Below are 19,147 nucleotides of genomic sequence, written 5' to 3'. Positions count from 1 at the left end.
GCTTTCCAGACTCAACTCGCTCAACTTAAAAAGAGACCCGTCGAAGTGAAAAACAAGCCGATCAAGGGACGCCTGCCGCGCCCCGCCCTGCTCGCGGTTGCGCTCGCCATCGTGTCGTTGTCCGGCTGCGCGATCAAGCCCGTGCCGTTCACCGATGCCGAACGCGCGGCAACGGCACAAGCCGACCGCACCACCATGTTTGCGGATCAGCAGCCGGTCACCGGTCCGATCACGCTTGACGAAGCGATGGCCCGCGCGATTCGCTACAACCTCGACCATCGTCTGAAGATGATGGAAGAGGCGCTCGCGCAACGTCAGCTCGACCTGTCGAACTTCGACCTGCTCCCGAAGCTGACGGCCGCCGCCGGCTATACGAACCGCAACCACGATCTGGCGTCGTCCTCCGAAGGTTTCTACACGCGTGAGCAATCGCTGGTGCCGTCGTTCTCGACCGACAAGAACGCGCGCACGGCCGATCTGAATCTGTCCTGGAACATTCTCGACTTTGGCGTGAGCTACTTCGAAGCGAAGGAACAGGCCGATCACCTGCTGGTGCTCGAACAGCGCCGCCGCAAGGTCGTGCAACTGATGATGCAGCAGGTGCGCGAAGCCTACTGGCAAGCTGTCGGTGCGCAGCGCCTGCGCGACCGTATCGGGCCGCTGCTCGCGGATGCGCAAAGCGCACTGGACGACTCGCGCGCCACGCAGGCACAAGGCCTGCGCTCGCCGGTCGAAACGCTCAACTATCAGCGCTCGCTGCTCGACCTGATGCGTCAGCTCGAAGCGGTGCGCGATCAGTTGGAAGTCGCCAAGCCGCGTCTGGCCTCGCTCATGAACCTGGAGCCGGGTCGCGACTTCACGCTCGCCGCGACCGATGCGTTCCGCGTGCCGAACTTCGACATGGCCATGCCCGCCATGGAAGACATGGCCTTGCAGCGTCGCCCGGAACTCGTCGAAGCGAGCTACAACGAGCGGATCAGCGTCAACGAAACGCACAAGGCGATCGCCAAGCTGTTGCCGGGCATCGAACTCAGTGTCGGCGCGCATTACGACAGCAACAGCTTCCTCGTGTACAACGCGTGGCGCTCGGCCGGTATCAGCGTGAGCTGGAACCTGCTGAACCTGCTCAATGCGGGCAACATTCGCGGCACGGCGCAGGCCCAGCTCGACGTCGCGAAGATGCAGCGCATGGCGTTGAGCATGGCCGTGCTCACGCAGGTACACGTCGCGCGCAGCGAACTCGGCGCCAAGACGCGTCAGTTCGACCTGTTCAAGCGCCTCAATGACGTCGACCAGCAAATCCTCGAACAGACGCACAACGCCACGGTGACCAACGCGAAGGGCAAGCTTGAAGAAATCCGCGTGGCGACGGCGGCCATGATGTCCGAGCTGCGTCTCTATCAAAGCTACGGCGAACTCGAGAGCGCTTACGGTCAGATGCTGGCCACGCTGGGCCTCGATCCGGTGCCGGCCAAGCTCAATGGCAACGACATCGCGTCGCTGACCCAGTCGATCGGCGAGGAACAGAAGCGCTGGGACGATATCGCGGTGCATGGCGTTCAGGCCGCCGCACTCGCCCAGCCAGGCCCGACCATTGCCGCTGCGGCAGCCTTGCCGACGGGAGCCGTGCAGAAATGACGTGGTTCGTGACTCACCGGGCAGCGCTTGCCGTCTCGCTGCTCGTCGCAACGCATGCCGCTTCGGCGGCATCCCCGCAGGCCGCACCGGTCGCGTACCCCCCGGCGCGATCGGTCCCCGGCCTCCCGGCCAGCAACGCGCCGGCCGCGCCGCCAGCAGCGTCGCCAGCCGCACCCGCCACGGCAGCCGACAGCAACGATTCGCGCATCCGTATTCAGCTCGTCTCGCGCGATCAGGTGGACGTGTCGAGTGAAGTCGCCGCGAAGATCGCGTCGTTGCCGTTCCGTGACGGCGACGCCTTCCGTGCGGGCCAGACGCTCGTCACACTCGACTGTTCGCTCTTCAGCGCGCAGTTGCGCAAGGCGCAAGCCGATGCCGACGGCGCACGTGACCTGCTCGAGACGAACCGCAAGCTCCAGGCGTTGCGCTCCATCGGCGACCTGGAGGTTCAGCAGGCGCAGGCGAAGCAGAAGTCGACGGCGGCCGACGTCGCCTACATGCAGGCAACCGTGCGCAAGTGCTCGATTGCAGCCCCGTTCGACGGCCGTGTCTCGAAGCGCAGCGCCGCCCCGCAGCAGTTCGCGGAGCCGGGAAAGCCGCTGCTGACCATCGTCGACACCAGCCATCTCGAACTGAAGATGATCGTGCCGTCGAAATGGCTCGGCTGGCTCAGGACCGGTCATGCGCTCAGTGTGCAGGTCGATGAAGTGGGCAAGACGTATCCGGCCAAGGTCGTACGCATTGGCGCGCGTGTCGATCCCGTCACGCAGACCGTCGACGTGACGGCCGCCCTCAACGGCAGCGCGCCCGAGCTACTCCCGGGCATGAGCGGCTGGGCGACCTTCGCGCGGTGACGGCATGACGCAGACCCAAATGGCCGAAGACGCCCAGCAAATCCGGATCGACGGCCAGCAGCTCGCGCTGTTGTGGCAACTCTCGATCCGGGCGCGCGCGGCGACGAGCGAGACGACACTCGGCTTCACGATCGTCAACGAGACGCTGGCGCTCGTGCCCTTCCGGCAGGCGGCGTGGTGGCGGGGCGACACGCCGGGCCACGTGGCGGCCGTCTCCGGCCTGCCGCAAAGCGATCCGAACGCGCCGTACGTGCAATGGCTCGGGGCGCTGTGCAAGGTCCTCGCCAAAGGGTTGCCCGAGGTCCCGCCGAAGGAGGCCGCCGCGCACGTGGAAGGTCGCGACGCGGCGGTGCTGCCGGCACAGCCGAGAGTGCGTGTCTTCACGGCGGACGACGTCGCGGCAGAGGAACCACACATCGCGGCGGAATGGGCCGAGTGGTGGCCGGCCCACGGCGCCTGGCTGCCGCTGGCCTATCGCGGCGGACACCCCGCCGGGGGTATTGTCTTCGCGCGCGAAACGCCGTGGAGCGCCACCGATCTCGCCCTGCTGAGCGAACTCGGGCAGGTGTGGGCGCACGCGCTCGAAGCCTTCTCGCCGCGTGCGCGCTGGCTCGATCGCGCGCGCGCCGTGCTGCGTCCCGGCAAGTTGCAGCGCCGTGTGCTGATTGCCGTCGTCGCCATCTGCCTGATACCGATGCGCCTGACGGTGCTGGCGCCGGCGGAAGTCACGCCGAAAGATCCGTTCGTGGTGCGTGCACCGCTCGACGGCGTCATCGACCATCTGTACGTGAAGCCAAATGAGCCGGTGAAGGCCGGCACCGCGTTGCTCGGTCTGGACGCCACCACCTTGCAGTCGCGCTACGCCGTGGCCCGCACCAACTTCGATGCGGCGCAGGAAGAGTTTCGGCAGACGGCGCAGCTTGCCGTGACCGACGACCGCACGCGTCTGGACATGGCCGAGCGACGCGGCAAGCTCGATCAGAGCCGCGCAGAGCTCGATTTCACGGCGCGGCAGCTCGCGCGCGTGAGCGTCAACGCGACGCGCGCCGGCGTGGCCGTGTTCAGCGACCCGAACGAGTGGACCGGCAAGGCGGTGGCCGTCGGCGAGAAGATTCTGGTGCTGGCCGACCCCGCGCATGTCGAGGTCACGGCCTGGCTACCGGTCGCCGACAACATCGACGTGCAGCCCGGCGCGGTACTCACGCTCTATCCCAAGAGCTCGCCGCTTACCAGCTACGACGCGCGGATCGACTCCATCGCCTGGCGCGCCGAACCGACGCCGGAGGGCGTGCTGGCGTATCGCGTGCGCGCCAGCTTCGAGGTCGACGGGAAAAGCGCGCAGCAGGCCCCGCTCGGTGCGATGGGCACAGCACGGATTCGCGGTCCGTGGGTCCCCGCCATCTACTACGTGCTGCGCCGCCCGTTGACGCTCGCGCGTCAGTGGCTGGGCTGGTAATTCCTCGCGCCCCTCGATTCGACTCATGGTCCGACTTCCGCAGCTCCGTCAGGAGCTCACCCTCACTCCCGGGGCCGCCACGCCCGATGGCGCCCCGACGTGGATGCTCCACGACCCGGCGGCAAACCGGTTCTTCCAGATCGGCTGGCTGGCGTTCGAGCTGCTTGCGCGCTGGCCGCTCGACGACGCGCACGCGATCGTCGAGGGTGTCAATCGTGAAACGACGCTCACCGCGACGCTCGCCGATTTCGAGGCGCTGGTGCGCATGCTGCGTCACCAGAATCTGCTGGTGTCGTCGAACGCCACCGACACGGCACGACTGGAACATCACGACGCCGCGCAGCAGACCTCACGCGCGATGTGGCTGCTCAAGCACTATCTGATGATCCGGATTCCGCTCTGGCATCCGATGCCGTTCCTACGCGCAGCCGAACGCTATGTGCGGTTCGCCTTCCGGCCGTTATCGTGGGTCGTCGTGGCGCTCGTCGCGCTGACGGGACTGATTCTGGTGTCGCGTCATTGGGACGAGTTCGTCCATACGTTCCATAACTACAGCGACTGGCGCGGCTTGATCGGTGTGGGGATTGCGCTCGGTTTCGCGAAGATCCTGCACGAGTTCGCGCATGCGTTCACGGCGCAGCGCTATGGCTGTCGCGTGCCCACCATGGGCATTGCGCTGCTCGTGATGCTCCCGGTGCTCTACACCGACACGACCGAAGCCTGGAAGGTACCGGGGCGTCGTGCGCGGCTCTGGATTGGCGCCGCAGGCATGTTGAGCGAAATCGCGCTCGCCGCCTTCGCGACGCTGGCGTGGAGCCTCTTGCCTGACGGACCGCTGCGTGCCGGAGCGTTCATGCTCGCGACCACGACCTGGGTGGCGACGCTGGCGATCAACGCGAGTCCGTTCATGCGGTTCGACGGCTACTTCCTGCTCTCCGACTGGCTCGACATGCCGAACCTGCACGACCGCGCGTTCGCGTTGGGTCGCTGGTGGCTACGCGAGCGGCTGTTCGGTTTCGGCGATCCCCAACCCGAGCCCTGCCCCGCCTCGCGGCGACGCTTCCTGATCGCGTTCTCGTTCGCCACCTGGCTTTACCGGCTGGTGGTGTTCATGTCGATCGCGCTGGTGGTGTACCACGCGTTCTTCAAGCTGCTCGGCATGTTGCTGTTCTGCGTCGAGTTCGGCTGGTTCATCATGCGCCCGGTGTGGCGCGAGGCGCAGGCGACGTGGCAGCGGCGCGACGAATTGCGCTGGTGTCGGGAAACGCGTCGCTCGGCAGTGCTCGCGGCGGTGCTCCTCGGTGTCCTCGTGCTGCCCTGGCATGCCGGAGTGAGCGCGCCGGCGGTGCTCGCGCCGCAGCGCGCGCAAGGGCTCTACACCGTTGCCCCGGGGTATGTCGCCGACACGCCGCCCCCGGCGCGCGACGGCCAGCATGTGCGCGCAGGCGAGACGCTCGCGGTGCTGGTATCACCCGATCTCGAAGCACAGTTGGCCTCGGCGACGACAAACGAAGCGATGCTGCGATGGGAAGTCGAGCAACAGTCGTTCGACGACCGGCTGCAAAAGCAGGGCACGGCGCTCGCCCGCCGATGGGAGTCGGCCCGACAGACTGTTGCCGGATTACAGGCTCAGATCGCGCAACTGACCATCACCGCGCCCTTTGAGGGCACGGTACAGGCCAACGACGACGCACAGGCGGCTGGCACGTGGCTGCCGCGCGGCGAACGGATCTACGACCTCATTGCGCCCGGCGGCGTAAAGGGGGATGCCTATGTCGGCGAGGACGACGTGGCGCGGTTGAAGGCCGGGCAATCGGCCACCTTCGTCGGGAGTCTGCTGGAGTTGGGGGCGCGTCATTGCACGATCGATGCGATCGACAAGGTCAACGTGGCAACGCTCGACGCGCCGTCGGTCGCCAGTCCCTATGGCGGCCCCATCCCCGCCGAGCAGAACGCGAAGACGCGCCAGCTGGTGCCTCTTACGGCGACGTGGCAAGTCCGGTTCGGGCAATGCAGCGGCGGCAACGGGCTCGGACGCGAGATCACCGGCACCGTTCACCTCGGCGCCGGACGTCAGAGCTTCGCGGTAGAAGGCGCTCGCTTCGTCGCCGCGGTGTTGCAACGGGAAGTGGGGTTCTGAGTTTCCAACGAAATCAGACGCTCACCTCAAGCTGCATCGGCAACTCCGGCGCACTGCCCCACTCTCCGAGCGATGCGTCGTAGAGACGCACGTTCGGATGCGCGAGCTTCATGAGCGCGAAGACCACGAGGCTCGCGGAGACCCCGCCACCGCAGTAAGCGATGACAGGCGTGTCGGCGTCGACGCCCGCCGCCGTGAACAGCGCGCGCAGTGCATCGTCATCGAGAAAGCACCCGCTGTCGGCATCGAGCAGACTTGCCGCGGGAATGTTGATGCTGCCGGGAATATGACCTGGCCGTCCTTTGCGCGGCAGCTCCTCGCCGCTGTATTGCGCAGGACGAAGCGCGTTGATCAGACGTGTCGCGGTGTCACCGCTCACGACGTGTTCCACGTCTTCGCGCTGCGCAACGTACGGTCGCTTCGGTGCGGGAGTGAACTCCCCCCGGGCAGTGCGCTCGCGAATGACGCCCTCTCCTGATTCGACCAGCCTCCCCTCGGCGATCCAGCGCGCTAACCCGCCGTCGAGCACGTGCGCGTTCGTGAATCCATAGGTCCGCAACATCCACCAGACGCGCGTCGCCCACCAGATCGACCCGGTGCTGTAGATCACGACCAGACTATCGTCGCCGATACCTAGCGCTTCGACGGCCACCTTGAAGGCCGCCGGGGGTGGCAGCATCAGGTGGAATCGATGCTCCCGATCCGAGAGCTGCGCATCGATGTCGATGAACTGTGCACCGGGAACGTGGCCCGCCTCGAAGGCGGCACGCTCCGGCTGCACACGCTGCCTGATCACGGGATCGACGACCATCGTGGCGCTGCAATCGAACACCCGTAAGTCCGGCCGATGCAGATTGGCAGACAGCCATTGTGTCGAGACCAGAAACCCCGGAACGATCCCGGCGGAAGACGCTTCATGCGACATCGAAAGACTCCAGAAATTCTATGACCCGGGCCACGACGGCCCGGCGTCACGGCAAGACGTCACGCGTCCGCCCAAGCGGCAAAGCGGCGCTGAATGCGGGCAATCGCGGCGTCTGCGAGATAGCCGACGAGCATCGTGACCAGCACATAGGCGTACACCTGTGCCGACTGAAAATAGCGCTGCGCCTGCACGATAGCCTCCCCCAACCCGCCGCCCGTGACCATCTCCGCCGTGAACACGGTAATCAGCCCGATCGGCAAGGCGATGCGAACGCCCGAGAGCAACGCCGGCACGGTCGCCGGCAGAATGACGTAGCGGAACAGGGCGTCCTGGCGCGTGCCGAGCGACTGCGCTGCCCATCGCAACTTCGGTGACACGAGCGATGCGCCTGACTCGGCAGCCACGATGAACGGAAACACGCACGTCGCGAACACGAGCACCACCTTCGACAGACTGTCCATGCCGAGCCAGACGGTAAACACCGGGATCAGCGCAATCTTGGGCAGCGGAAAGCCGAATGCGACGTAAGGCGAGAGCAACCAGCGACACACCCGGAACTCAGCCATCGCAAATCCCAGCGGAATGCCCACGACACCCGCCAACACGACGCCTGCCACCGCCCTGAGCACACTCGTGCCCAACGTCGCCCAAAGCTCCCCGGAGACGACGAGATGGGCGAGCGTGGCGAACACCACGGCCGGTGACGGCAGGAAAACGGCCCGAACCCACGCGTGGGCCGTCGCGACCTGCCAACCAGCCAGCACGGCGAGCAACACGAGCCAGGGCTGCGACAGGCGCCACAGCCGACGCAAGAGCATGCGTGCGCCGCGCGACCTCGGCTTCGCCGGGACTTCCATCAGTTCAAGCGTCTCAGCCATGGCGTTGTCCCGATTCGTGCCAGCGCAGCAGTGCGCCGGTCGACCAGCGCAGGGAGGCATCGAGCCCATACGCGACGACCGTCGTCACGAATAACGCCGCGAACAGATAGTCGTAACTGCCCTGATCGCCGTATTGTCCGACCAACTTCCCGATGCCCTGATTCGCGACGATCATCTCGCAGGAGATGGCGACCAGCAGCGTGAACCCCAACGCCACTCGCACGCCGGTCAGGATCTGAGGCAACGCAGCGGGCAAGACCACCCGCCACAGCAAGCCCGCGCGCGACGTCCCTAACGAACGCGCGCTCCAGAGCAGCACGCGCGGCACTTCACGTGCGCCGCGCAGGGAATAGACGATCAGCGGCAGCGCCGCAGTGATTGCAATCACGATCACGTTGGTCGCGCCGCCCACACCGAACCACAGCACCAGCAGCGGAATCAGCGTCGTCTTGGGCAATGCATAGGTGCAACGAACCACGGGGGTGGCAATGCGATCGAAGACGGGCGCCAACGCCATCGACAGGCCAAGCGGCACGCCTGTCAGTATTCCTGCGGCGAGCCCCAGGGCACTGGCGCGCAACGTCGCCATCAGATTGACGCCGAGCTCACCCGAGCTCACCAGATGTGCCGTCGCACGCCAGATGTCGGCCAGCGACGGGACGAACCCGTCGGTCAGCCAATGTGCGGATGCCGCCGCTTGCCAGACGACAAACAACGCCGCGACGGACAGCGTACCGGCCAGCGCGGAAAGATAGCGTTGTCCTGCCGGGGGCGCCGACGTCATGACGCTTCCTCGGTGAGCACGCCCCGCACCTGTTCACGCACCGACAGCCAGACGTCGTTACGCAGCTCGGAAAAGCGTGGCGAGAGCATGGTGGCTTCGCGCCCGAGCGAGCGGTCGAGATCGACATCCACGCGCTTGACGATGCGACCGGGGCGTCGCGACATGACGTAGATCGTGTCAGAGAGATAGACCGCTTCGTCGATATCGTGCGTGACGAGCAGCGCCGTCTTGCCGGAACGTTCGAACAGATCCAGCAGTTCGTCCTGCATGAACTCGCGCGTTTGGGCGTCGAGTGCGCCAAACGGCTCGTCGAGCAGGAGGATCTTCGGATCGCTGGCGAAGGTGCGTGCCAGCGCGACACGCTGACGCATGCCGCCCGACAGTTCGCGCGGATAACGTCGCTCGAACCCCTTGAGATGGATGAGCGCGATGTAGCGCTCGACCGTGTGTTCGATTTCCTCGCGACGCTTCCCCTTGCGGCGCAGGCCGTAGGCAATGTTCTCCGAGACGTTCAGCCACGGAAACAACGCGTATTCCTGAAACACCACGCCGCGATCGACGCCCGGCCCCCGGATCCGCTCGCCGAAGGTCTCACACACGCCGTGCGAGGCTTCGACGAATCCGCCGAGAATGTAGAGCAGCGTGCTCTTGCCGCAGCCGGAGGGGCCGACGAGCGAGACCAGCTTCCCGGCCGGTACGTCGAGCGCAATATTGTCGAGCGCGACAACGCGCTCCCCGTCCTTGTCGAAGAACTTCGACAGGCCGGCGACGTGAATGGCGGCCGTGGCGTCATGCGGGGCGGTCATGGTCAGGCCTGGTGCGGGAGATGAGGGGGAGATAAGAGGCGTCGACGTTCGCCGCGATCTTGACCGGCTTGGGCAGCAATCCGAGTTGTGCCATCGCATCGATGGGCGGCTGGAGACTCGCGGCGGAGATCGTTGCGTTCGGATCGCGGTAGAAGTCCTTGGGCGTCAGGAAGTACTCGTCCAGCGATGCCGCAGGGGTTTTCGCAAGATCGGCGGTCAGTGCCACCACTTGCTTGCGATTCGCCGGGTCGTAGATCCAGCGTTGCGCATCGACATAATCCGCCAACCACGCGCGCACGGCGGCCGACTTTTCCGTCAGGAACCGCGTGCGGGCGCTCTGGAACAGCACAGGGTACGGCGGCACGACACCGACGGCATCGAACACCGTGCGAATGCCGCCCTTCTTGGCTTCATCGACCTGAAACGGCATGGCAAGTACGCCCACGTCGATACGTTTCTGACGCAGCGCCGGCCCGATGTTGCCGAACGGCATTTCCACCACGCGCACGTCCTTGCGCGGATCGAGACCGTGCTTTTGCAGCGCGATGCGCAGGATGATGTCGACACTACCGTTGAACGCGTTCACTGCGACGCTCTTGCCTTTGAGATCGGCAATGGTGCGCACGGGGCTGTCGGCCAGCACGACGAACGGGTTCGACGCGTAGCCCTGCACGGCGTCGCGGTGAATTTCGGCGATGGCGGTCACGCCGCCGGGCACGGCGTCCTGGGCGACGGCGGTCGCCAGACTCGTGAATGCCAGCGTACCGATGTCGGCCTGCTCGGCAGCCAGCAACGTGGCAACGCCCGGTGTGCCGCGTGCCGTGGTCGTCTCGATCACGTACTCCTTGCCGTAACGCTTGAGGACATGGGCCTTGAACCAGTCGCTGGTGATGACGGTTTCAAGTTCGCCGGGTCCGACCACGCCGGCCGTTGCATAACGGATCAGCGGCGGCGCGGCGCGCGCGATCATGGGAAACGACAATGCGGTCGCCACCGCAGCGCCTTGCTTGATGAACTGGCGGCGCGAATGCCGCGGGGAATTGTCGTGTGCCATGAGATGTTTTTTGCAGGAAGCGAGAAGATTCGACCAGAAAGTGGAGCAGGCTCAGTGCGCCGGTCGTGCGAGTCCCAGGTGATCGCGAAGCGTGTCACCGGCATATTCCCGACGGAATACGCTGCGCGACTGAAGCTCGGGAATGACCAGACGCACGAAGTCTTCGATGCCGCCCGGCAGATAGGGCATCTGCACCATGAAGCCGTCGCATGCGCGTGCGTCGAACCATTGCTGCATGACGTCGGCGACCGCGCCGCCCGTGCCGTTGAAATCTCGCAATGGCCCGATGCCATAGCGCTTACCGATATCGCGCAATGACAGCCCCTGCTTGCGCGTGAGTTCCGCGACTTCCTTGTAGTGGCCCTGCACGCCGCCGACTTCCAGATCCGGCAGCACGCCGTCCTGCGGGAACGGCGAGAGATCGATATCGAGCTGGTAAGACAACGTCGAGAGACCGGCTTCCGGATCGCAGAGATCGTCGAGCAGCGCCTGCTTGTCGCGCGCGATCGCATCGGTTTCGCCCACGACCGGCACCATTCCCAACAGGATCTTCACGTCCTCCGGATTACGGCCATGCTGCGCCGCGCGCGCCTTGATGTCGTGATAGAAAGTCTGCGCCGAGTCTTGCGACGAGTGCGTGACAAAGATGACGTCGGCCCACTTGGCCGCGAAATCGCGTCCGCGACTCGACGCGCCCGCCTGAATGAACACCGGCCTGCCCTGCGGCGGGCGGCTGACATTCAGCGGCCCCTCAACGTTGAACCACTTGCCACGGTGCGAGATCGGGCTGACCTGCGCGGGATCGGCAAACTGGGGCGTCTCGCGATCGAGCGTGAGCGCGCCGTCGCGCCAGCTATTCCACAACTTGCAGGCGACTTCGACGAACTCGTCAGCGCGGTCGTAGCGGTCTTCGCGCGACAGCTGTTCGTCGAGCCCGAAGTTGCGGGCCTCGGCGTCCTGAAACGAGGTGACGATGTTCCATGCCACGCGCCCGGCACTCAGGTGATCGAGCGACGCAAGCGCACGCGCGACGTGAAACGGTGTGAAGTAGGACGTCGAGATCGTCGCGGCGAGCCCCAGATGCCGGGTGCTACCGGCGAGCGCCGAGAGTACGACGATGGGGTCCAGACGCAAGGCACCGAGCGCGCCATGACGCAATTGCGAGTCGAGACTGTCGCCGAGCCGGCGCGGCAGTGCCTGAATATCGGGCAGGAAGAGCATGTCGAAGCGACCGGCTTCGAGCAGGCGTCCGATTTCCTGATAGAAGCGCACCGAAAGGATGTCATGCTGTGCGGACGGATAACGCCAGCCGCCGTGATGACCGGAAACCGGACCGGCCATGACATAGGCGGCCAGATGCATTTGACGCGATGCTGCGTTCGACATACTGCGATATCCGAAAAGACATGTTCAACGATCGGCGCGCGGAAGAGTCGTGGGCTACGCCTGTCTCAGTCTTCCCAGAGCACTGCCAATACTTCGGGGCGGCACCGAACAACCGAGCCGCCTGTTCGAAAGCAGTATATGGGTGCCTGACGTGTTAACAAATTCGAATCGCTGCTAAGCAAATACAGAAAACCGATGCCGCGCGATGTGAACGAAAGGCGAATGCGGGCAGACCATCGACACCGAATCGCCTAAGCACTCTGCATCCCCCAGCGGCGCACTGTCACCCGGGCCAGCGTGTCGAAGACAAGGTGTTCGACGATCAGGCCGATGAGAATCACCGTCAGCAGTCCGGCGAAAACCTTGTCCGTGTACAGTTCGTTGCGGTTCTGATAGATGTACCAGCCGAGTCCCCCGGAGCCGGTATTCGCGCCGAACACGAGTTCTGCGGCGATCAGCGTGCGCCACGCGAACGCCCATCCAACGCGCAGCCCCGAGAGTGCTGACGGCAGCGCCGCCGGAGTGAGAATCCACATGACCTGACGCAATCCCGAAAGGCCGTAGTTGCGCCCGATCATCCTCAGCGTCGGTGACACGGACTCGAACCCGGAATAGACGCTCAGTGCCAGCGGCCAGAGCACTGCATGCACCAGCACAAACAGCAGACTCCCCGTGCCCAGACCAAACCAGAGCAACGCGAGCGGCAACAGCGCAATCGACGGCAACGGGTTGAACATGCCCGTGAGCAACGATAGCAAGTCGCGCCCCACCGCAGTCGTCATGGCGAGCGATGTCAGCACGAACGCGCAAAGCACGCCCAGCGCATAGCCCCGCAACAACACCCAGAGCGACGTCGCCGTGCGGGCGATGAGTTCACCGTTCAGCAAGCTGCTCCACCATGCGTGCGCCGTCGCTGTCGCGCTGGGCAAAAGCAGGTCATTGTCCACCCAGTGTGCAGCCAGCTCCCACAGCAGGATAAGCACGATGCCGATAGCCAGCTTGCGCCAGAAGGTCGGTGTGGCTTGCCACCATCGGCTGATGTCCACAGGTCGCGACACCGGTGCCGCGCCGTGTTCCTTCGGTGGTGCCGGAGGCAATATGCGCTCAGGACGCCGGGGCGGTCTGAGGCGGACGATATCTGACGACGTTCGATTCACTGCGTTGTCCTCGGTCTCACGCCGTTTCATGTTCGCCGAAAAGCAAATGATGAATGCGTGCGGTGGCATGTCTGAATTCAGGTGAGGCGGCGTCACCCGGCTCGAAGTCTCCAGCATCCAGTTCAGCACGCAGGCGCCCCGGCTGACCGTCGAGCAGGACGATGCGACTGCCGACGATGAGCGCTTCTTCGATCGAGTGCGTGACGAACAGCAGCGTGACGTGCGTGTCGTCCCACAGACGCAGCAGTTCCTCCTGCATGCGCAGGCGCGTCAGCGCGTCGAGCGCGGCGAAGGGCTCGTCCATGAGCAGCACGCGCGGACGCACGGCGAGCGCACGGGCGATGGCTACGCGCTGCTTCATGCCGCCCGATAGCGTGTGCGGATAGGCATCGGCGAACCGGGAGAGTCCGACCTTGGCCAGCGTCTCGTGCGCACGCTCACGCGCCTCCTGTCGCGACAGTCCCCTCGCGATGCGCAACGGAAACATGACGTTTTGCAGCACTGTTTTCCACGGTGCGAGTTGATCGAACTCCTGAAACACGAACATCCGGTCAATGCCCGGACCGTTCACCGTCTGCCCGTCTAGCGATATTTCGCCGCGTACCGGTTTGACAAAGCCTCCGATCGCCTTGAGCAGCGTGGACTTGCCGCAACCCGACGGGCCGAGAAGCACCAAGCGCTCAGCGTTGTAGACGTCGAACGAGACATCGTTCAACACGGGCACACGACGCGCGCGGTGCACAAACTCGATACCGAGATCGCGCACTTCCAGGACTTTCGAGCTGCCAAGCGCGTTCTCCAGCGCCGAAGGGGCCTCGCCGGGCAGGGGGGTGGCATCCCGCCCTACCCTCGCCCCGACATCCGTACGCGCCAGCAACTGAATGCTCGACGTCCCCATCTCAACTCCCCTGCCCCAGCGCAGGATCATCGAAGAAGTAGTCTTTCCATGAGTTCGCTTTATGACGAACGGCCCCCACTCGCTGCATGAATTGGGCAAGGCCCAGCGTGTTCTGCGGCGCAATCGAGAAATTGACCTTCGGGTCGGTGATGATGCTCACCAACAACTTCTTGTCGGTCTTGGACTGATTGACGCGAAGGTACGTATCGGCGGCCGCCTCCGGCTGATGTTTGACGAAATCAGCCGCACGCGCGAGGGCCAGCACGAAGGCGCGATACGTTTTCGGATTGTCGTTGCGGAATTTTTCGGTCGTGTAGAGCACCGTTGCGGAGCTCGGCCCGCCCAGCACGTCGTAGGAATCGAGCACGATGTGCGCGTTGGCGTTCGCGGCAAGTTCCTGTTCCTGGAACGGTGGCGTACCGAAGTGTCCTGTGATTTCGGTACCGCCCGCGATGATCGCGGCGGCAGCATCGGGGTGCGCCATCGTCTGCGTCCATTTATCCAGACGGTCGAACGCCGCGTCGCCCCATTGTTTCGCCGCAGCATATTGCAGCACGCGAGACTGCACCGACACCCCCACGGCTGGCAGCGCGATGCGATCCTTGTCCGTGAAATCGGCGATGGTGCGAATCTTCGGATTGTTGCTCACGAGGTAGTACGGCAGGCTGCCCAGCGACGCCACACCGCGCACGTTCTGACGGCCGTAAGTACGATCCCAAACCGTGATCAACGGGCCGACGCCCGCGCCGGCGATGTCGATCGCGCCGGACAACAGCGCATCGTTGATCGCAGCGCCGCCCGACAAACGCGCCCAATCGACCTTCACATCGACACCCAGCTTGCGCCCCTCCTGCTCGATCAATTGCTGATCTCGCACCACATTGAGCAGCAGATACACGATGCCGAATTGCTCGGCGATCCGTATCCGCCCTTCCGCGCGCGCCGCAGGCGCCGCGATCACCAACGAGAGACTGACGAGCAGCAAACGAACCAGCGGGGTACGAGCGAAGCGCATGGCAACCGTGACCTGTGGAGGGCAAAGAAGCGAAATTAGCGACGCCCTCGGCGAAGGTCAACGAAGCAAATCACACAAGGTTATGCCGACTGCGCTGATAAGTTCTTGCGCGCACTGGGCGCACAGGAACCGCATCGATCCCGAAACATTACAAAACGGTAATCATCAGGTCACTTTCGGGTCAGAAGCCAACGCGCAGAATGGGTTCACCCTTCGCGACATTGTCGAAGGCTGGCCGAACTGCTCCGGTTCCGGGTGCAGAGGCCTCTGACCCTTAAGGTGAATATGATGAAAGTACGCTTCTCCACACTGCTTGTTGTTTCCTGCGCACTGGCCGCACCGCTCTCGGCCTTCGCTCAATCGGTGAGCGCCAGTAACGCGCCGCTCACGCGCGCTCAGGTTCAGGCGGATCTCGTGCGTCTTGAAAAGGCCGGCTATCAACCGTTTGGCGGCGACGACGATTACCCCGCCAATATCCAGCGCGCCGAGGCAATCGTTGCGAAACAGGATGCTCAGTCGGGCAACGCCCAGCTCACGAGCGCCGCGATCGAAACCGGCGTTGGTATCGGCATCAATACCGGCATCAGCACCGGCAATCAACCGACCAACCCCGCCAACGGCCACTCGCTTTACGCGGGTAGCTGATGTCAGCGCAACGCACGCCAATCACACAGGTCTGAGATCTTGATTTCCGCGCAAACCGCCAGCCTTCTCGCGATTCGCGAGTAATGCACGAGCCACCCTGGAGGCTGGCGTCCGGTCCAATGCGTCCGATATCCATCCAGACGTTTCGACCAGCGAGTCCAGATCGATCCCGGTATCCGCGTCGAGGCCTTGCATGAGGTAGACCACGTCCTCCGTCGCCACATTGCCCGAGGCACCTGCGGCGTAGGGGCAGCCGCCCAACCCGGACACCGACGCGTCGAATATCCGCATGCCGCACACGTAGGACGCATGCACATTCGCGACGGCCATGCCGTAGGTGTCGTGATAGTGTCCCGCGAGCCGCGACATCGGCACGCGACCGGTCACCGCTTCGAGCATGCGTACGATGCTCGCAGGCGTGCCCACGCCAATGGTGTCCCCCAGCGACACCTCGTGGCAGCCGAGATCAAGCAGTGCGCCAGCGACATCGCGCACCCGCTGCGGGCTCACCTCACCTTCGTACGGACAGCCGACGACACAGGAGACGTAGCCACGAACGCGCACGCATTCCCGACGCGCCACATCGAAAATCGGCGCAAAGCGGTTCAGAGATTCGGCGATCGAGCAATTGATATTGCGCTGCGAAAACGCTTCCGAGGCCGCCGCGAACACCGCAACCTCGCTCGCCCCGCTGGCGATTGCGGCTTCAAGCCCCTTCAGGTTCGGCACCAGCACCGGATAGCTCACGCCCGGCTTGCGTTTCAGACGTGCCATGATCTCCGAGTGATCCGCCATCTGCGGCACCCATTTGGGCGAGACGAAAGCCGTCGCCTCGATGCACGTCAGTCCCGACCGTTCGAGCCGCTCAATCAGTTCGAGCTTGATATCGGTCCGAATGTGTTGCGACTCATTCTGCAAGCCATCGCGAGGCCCGACTTCGACGATCCGCACCTTGTCTTTCGAATGCATCGCGCTATCCCCCGAGTGCCCCGAGCGCCCCGAGCGCCCCGAGTGCCGTCGTCAGTTCCGGGACGACGGCAAACAGATCGCCGACCAGGCCGTAATCGGCCGCGCTGAAAATGGGGGCGTCCTCGTCCTTGTTGATTGCCACAATGACCTTCGAGTCCTTCATGCCCGCGAGATGCTGGATGGCGCCCGAGATACCGACCGCCACATACAACTGCGGCGCGACGATCTTGCCGGTCTGGCCGACCTGATAGTCGTTCGGCACGAAGCCCGCGTCGACCGCGGCGCGCGAGGCGCCGAGCGCGGCGTTCAGCGTATCGGCCAGCGGTTCGAGCACACGCGTGTAGTTGTCGCCGCTGCCGAGGCCCCGACCGCCCGAGACGATGATTTTTGCGCTCGTCAGCTCCGGGCGATCCAGCTTCGTGACCTCACGGCTCACGAACTGCGAGATACCTCTGTCTGCCACCGCGTCAATCCGCTCGATGGGCGCGCTTGCGCCTTCGTCCGCAACGGCGTCGAAGCCCGTCATACGAACCGTCATGACCTTGATCGGATCGGTCGACCGCACGGTGGCGATCGCGTTGCCTGCGTAGATCGGCCGCTCGAACGTGTCAGGCGAAGTCACCGCCGTAATGTCGCTGATCTGCGCGACGTCGAGCTTCGCGGCGATACGCGGCATGAGATTCTTCCCGTAGGCCGTGGCGGGCGCGAGGATGTGCGAGTACGCCCGCGCAATCGTCAGCACCGTCGCCTCGACGTTTTCTGCAAGGCCCGCAGCCAGTTGCGGCGCATCAGCGAGCAGCACCTTCGAAACACCCTCGATTTTCGCTGCCGCGCGCGCTGCGGCCTCCGTGCGATGACCCGCGACCAGCACATGCACGTCGCCACCGATCTTCTGCGCTGCTGCGATGGTGTTCAGCGTGGCGACTTTGACGCATTCGGCGTCATGCTCGGCGATAACAAGATTCGTCACTTCGTCACTCTCCCTTACAGCACTTTGGCCTCAGTCTTTAACTTCTCGACCAGCGCGCTCACGTCCGGCACCCGCACCCCGGCAGTTCGCTTCGGCGGTTCGGCGACCTTGAGCGTGATCAGACGCGGTGTCACGTCGACACCGAGCGCCTCCGGCGTCGTCGACGTCAACGGCTTTTTCTTCGCCTTCATGAGGTTCGGCAAGGTGACATAACGCGGCTCGTTCAGGCGCAGATCCGTGGTGACGACAGCCGGTAGCGCCAGCGACAACACTTCCATGCCGCCGTCCACTTCGCGCGCCACGATAGCCTTGCCATCCGCGACCGTGACGTTTGACGCGAACGTGGCCTGCGGCATCTCCGTCAGCGCGGCGAGCATCTGCCCGGTCTGGTTCGCGTCGTCGTCGATGGCCTGTTTGCCGAGAATCACCAGTTGCGGCTGCTCCTGATCGACCACGCCTTTCAACAGCTTGGCGACGGCAAGGGGTTGTAGTTCCTTGGCCGATTCGATCAGGATGGCGCGATCTGCACCGATGGCCAGCGCCGTGCGCAGCGTCTCCTGCGACTGCGCCGTTCCACAAGACACGGCGATGACCTCGCTGGCAACCCCCGCCTCCTTCAACCGCACCGCGGCTTCCACGGCGATCTCGTCGAACGGATTCATCGCCATCTTCACGTTCGCCACATCGACGCCGGTGCCGTCGGACTTGACCCGCACCTTCACGTTGTAGTCCACCACCCTTTTTACGGCGACCAGTACCTTCATCTTGCTTCCCCAGCGAATGACTGCGACACCCACTCTGCGGTGCGTTTGTGCAGAAACGCGTCAACGCCTTCACGGCCTTCAGCGGACGCGCGTACGTTGGCAATCAGTTTGGCCGTGCGGGCAATCAGTTCGCCGTCAATCGGCTGATTTTCCACCGCACCGATGAGCGCCTTGCTCTGCGCGAGCGCTGCGGGGCCTCCCGCCAGCAGTGCCGTCGTGAACTTGCCGATCGACGCGTCGATCTCTTCCGGCGCACAGACCGCGTGGACCCATCCGCTCCAATGCGCCTCTGCCGCCGAAATACGCTCCGCCGTCAGCATGTATCGACGTGTCGCCGCCGCACCGAGTTTTTGAACGATGTACGGCGAGATGGTGGCCGGCACAAGCCCGATCCTCACTTCCGAAAGGCAGAACTCCACAGTGGTTGCGGCGACGACGATGTCACACGCGGCGACAAGCCCCATGCCACCGGCGAATGCCGCACCGTGAACGCGCGCCACCGTGGGCTTCGGACAGTCGTTGAGCGTCTGAAGCATGGCGGCAAGGCGCATGGCGTCGGCTTCGTTCTCGCTGGCGCTGTACGTCGCCATGCGCTGCATCCACTGGAGATCCGCACCGGCCGAAAAGGCTTTGCCACGACCGGCCAGAACGATTACACGAACGTCGTCGCGCTCACCAAGCCGTTTTAGCGCGTCGTCCAGTTCCGCAATTACGGTTTCGTTCAGCGCGTTGCGCACGTCAGGGCGATTCAGCCATATCGTGGCGACCCGGTCGGTCACGTCGACGTCAAGGGTTTGATAGGTCATGA

The 19,147-nt window shown here is 64.5% G+C and carries 18 protein-coding genes; 5 read left to right on the top strand and 13 right to left on the bottom strand.

The window, feature by feature from the left end:
- Nucleotides 1-45 precede the first annotated feature (45 nt).
- From C5N93_RS16120 to C5N93_RS16105, 4 genes are read left to right on the top strand one after another with little or no spacing between them, the layout of a single operon-like run.
- The gene (locus C5N93_RS16120; RefSeq protein WP_242560074.1) at nt 46-1,638 is read left to right on the top strand and encodes a TolC family protein; all 1,593 of its coding nucleotides are present in this window, start codon (nt 46-48) and stop codon (nt 1,636-1,638) included.
- Nucleotides 1,635-2,492: an efflux RND transporter periplasmic adaptor subunit gene (locus C5N93_RS16115; RefSeq protein WP_242560073.1), complete on the top strand. Its 858-nt coding sequence runs from the start codon at nt 1,635-1,637 to the stop codon at nt 2,490-2,492. The genes C5N93_RS16120 and C5N93_RS16115 overlap by 4 nt, the downstream gene beginning before the upstream one ends.
- 4 nt (nt 2,493-2,496) lie before the next feature.
- Entirely contained in the window at nt 2,497-3,948 is a 1,452-nt protein-coding gene (locus tag C5N93_RS16110; protein ID WP_242560072.1) for an HlyD family efflux transporter periplasmic adaptor subunit, read from the top strand.
- 25 nt (nt 3,949-3,973) lie between these two features.
- On the top strand, nt 3,974-6,088 hold the full coding sequence (locus C5N93_RS16105; RefSeq protein WP_242560071.1) for an HlyD family efflux transporter periplasmic adaptor subunit: 2,115 nt from the start codon (nt 3,974-3,976) through the stop codon (nt 6,086-6,088).
- A 13-nt stretch (nt 6,089-6,101) separates the two neighbouring features.
- Here C5N93_RS16105 and C5N93_RS16100 read toward each other — a convergent pair whose 3' ends face one another.
- From C5N93_RS16100 to C5N93_RS16060, 9 genes are all read right to left on the bottom strand, one after another.
- Nucleotides 6,102-7,013: a sulfurtransferase gene (locus C5N93_RS16100; RefSeq protein ID WP_242560070.1), complete on the bottom strand. Its 912-nt coding sequence runs from the start codon at nt 7,011-7,013 to the stop codon at nt 6,102-6,104.
- A 59-nt stretch (nt 7,014-7,072) separates the two neighbouring features.
- On the bottom strand, nt 7,073-7,891 hold the full coding sequence (locus C5N93_RS16095) for an ABC transporter permease (RefSeq protein WP_242560069.1): 819 nt from the start codon (nt 7,889-7,891) through the stop codon (nt 7,073-7,075).
- Nucleotides 7,884-8,675: an ABC transporter permease gene (locus tag C5N93_RS16090; RefSeq protein ID WP_242560068.1), complete on the bottom strand. Its 792-nt coding sequence runs from the start codon at nt 8,673-8,675 to the stop codon at nt 7,884-7,886. Before C5N93_RS16090 ends, C5N93_RS16095 begins: the two co-directional genes overlap by 8 nt.
- The gene (locus C5N93_RS16085) at nt 8,672-9,481 is read right to left on the bottom strand and encodes an ABC transporter ATP-binding protein (RefSeq protein ID WP_242560067.1); all 810 of its coding nucleotides are present in this window, start codon (nt 9,479-9,481) and stop codon (nt 8,672-8,674) included. The genes C5N93_RS16090 and C5N93_RS16085 overlap by 4 nt, the downstream gene beginning before the upstream one ends.
- A complete protein-coding gene (locus C5N93_RS16080; RefSeq protein WP_242560066.1) occupies nt 9,465-10,535 on the bottom strand; it encodes an ABC transporter substrate-binding protein in 1,071 nt (356 codons plus the stop codon). The genes C5N93_RS16085 and C5N93_RS16080 overlap by 17 nt, the downstream gene beginning before the upstream one ends.
- A gap of 51 nt (nt 10,536-10,586) precedes the next feature.
- Nucleotides 10,587-11,921, bottom strand: coding sequence for an LLM class flavin-dependent oxidoreductase (locus tag C5N93_RS16075; RefSeq protein ID WP_242560065.1), 1,335 nt, complete (start codon nt 11,919-11,921; stop codon nt 10,587-10,589).
- 251 nt (nt 11,922-12,172) lie between these two features.
- Entirely contained in the window at nt 12,173-13,108 is a 936-nt protein-coding gene (locus tag C5N93_RS16070; RefSeq protein ID WP_277990333.1) for an ABC transporter permease, read from the bottom strand.
- The gene (locus tag C5N93_RS16065; protein WP_242560063.1) at nt 13,095-13,976 is read right to left on the bottom strand and encodes an ABC transporter ATP-binding protein; all 882 of its coding nucleotides are present in this window, start codon (nt 13,974-13,976) and stop codon (nt 13,095-13,097) included. Before C5N93_RS16065 ends, C5N93_RS16070 begins: the two co-directional genes overlap by 14 nt.
- Before the next feature lies 1 nt (nt 13,977).
- Nucleotides 13,978-14,991 carry an ABC transporter substrate-binding protein gene (locus C5N93_RS16060; protein WP_242560062.1) on the bottom strand — a complete coding sequence of 338 codons (1,014 nt, stop codon included), beginning with the start codon at nt 14,989-14,991 and terminating at the stop codon, nt 13,978-13,980.
- 288 nt (nt 14,992-15,279) lie between these two features.
- On the opposite strand from C5N93_RS16060, the gene C5N93_RS16055 reads away from it, so the two are divergent.
- Nucleotides 15,280-15,636, top strand: a complete 357-nt coding sequence (locus C5N93_RS16055) for a DUF4148 domain-containing protein (RefSeq protein WP_242560061.1) — start codon at nt 15,280-15,282, stop codon at nt 15,634-15,636.
- A gap of 21 nt (nt 15,637-15,657) precedes the next feature.
- Here the strand turns inward: C5N93_RS16055 and C5N93_RS16050 are convergent, their stop codons facing one another.
- Genes C5N93_RS16050 through C5N93_RS16035 form a run of 4 tightly spaced genes read right to left on the bottom strand, consistent with a single transcriptional unit; the run spans nt 15,658 to nt 19,145 of the window.
- Nucleotides 15,658-16,605 (bottom strand): hydroxymethylglutaryl-CoA lyase, encoded by a 948-nt coding sequence (locus tag C5N93_RS16050; protein WP_242560060.1) that lies wholly within the window; start codon nt 16,603-16,605, stop codon nt 15,658-15,660.
- Between the two features lie 4 nt (nt 16,606-16,609).
- Nucleotides 16,610-17,575: an FAD-binding protein gene (locus C5N93_RS16045; RefSeq protein WP_242560059.1), complete on the bottom strand. Its 966-nt coding sequence runs from the start codon at nt 17,573-17,575 to the stop codon at nt 16,610-16,612.
- Nucleotides 17,576-17,589: 14 nt separating this feature from the next.
- Nucleotides 17,590-18,339 carry an electron transfer flavoprotein subunit beta/FixA family protein gene (locus tag C5N93_RS16040; protein WP_242560058.1) on the bottom strand — a complete coding sequence of 250 codons (750 nt, stop codon included), beginning with the start codon at nt 18,337-18,339 and terminating at the stop codon, nt 17,590-17,592.
- Nucleotides 18,336-19,145: an enoyl-CoA hydratase/isomerase family protein gene (locus C5N93_RS16035; RefSeq protein WP_242560057.1), complete on the bottom strand. Its 810-nt coding sequence runs from the start codon at nt 19,143-19,145 to the stop codon at nt 18,336-18,338. The genes C5N93_RS16040 and C5N93_RS16035 overlap by 4 nt, the downstream gene beginning before the upstream one ends.
- Between the last annotated feature and the right edge of the window lie 2 nt (nt 19,146-19,147).

Origin of the sequence: Pandoraea sp. LA3 (genome assembly GCF_022696215.1) — a bacterium.
Taxonomy (GTDB): Bacteria; Pseudomonadota; Gammaproteobacteria; order Burkholderiales; family Burkholderiaceae; genus Pandoraea; species Pandoraea capi.
Note: the sequence above shows the minus strand (reverse complement) of the source record. Positions and strands in the feature narration are given on the sequence as shown.